This is a genomic window from Citrobacter sp. VF227 (genome assembly GCF_052950715.1).
In genome coordinates, this window is sequence record NZ_JBRFVF010000605.1 from 1 (window position 1) to 436 (window position 436).

Here is a 436-nt window from a genome sequence, read left to right on the forward strand (position 1 = left end):
CGCGGTCGTTTCCACCCCCGGTTGCAACCGGACTTACAATTCTGTGGAAACCTCCTCCGCCTCCGCCTAGCCCGGTAGTCTTATTGCCGGATCGCGCTGCGCTTAGCCCGCCTACTTATCGTCCCCCTGTAGGCCAGATAAACGCCAGGTGATTACCAGGCAGTATGGTACAGCTCGACGATATCACCAAGACTCGCTTCACGCGGGTTTCCACCAGTACAAACATCGTCTAATGCCGCTTGCGCCAGCGCAGGTATATCCTCTTTACGTACACCAACGTCGCGTAAGTGCAGGGGGATCCCAACATCGCGGTTACGCGCAAAGACGGCATCCACTGCTGCTTTCCGCGCTTCTGTCAACGTTAATCCTTCAACCTTAACCCCCCATCACCCGGGCGATATCGCGGAATTTATCTCCGGTGAATTCGGCGTTGTAG

1 pseudogene is annotated in these 436 nt (G+C 56.2%); it reads right to left on the reverse strand.

From position 1 onward, the window contains the following. Positions 1-152: 152 nt before the first annotated feature. Positions 153-436: pseudogene (locus ACU8YC_RS28130) on the reverse strand (lactaldehyde reductase); the annotation flags it as partial.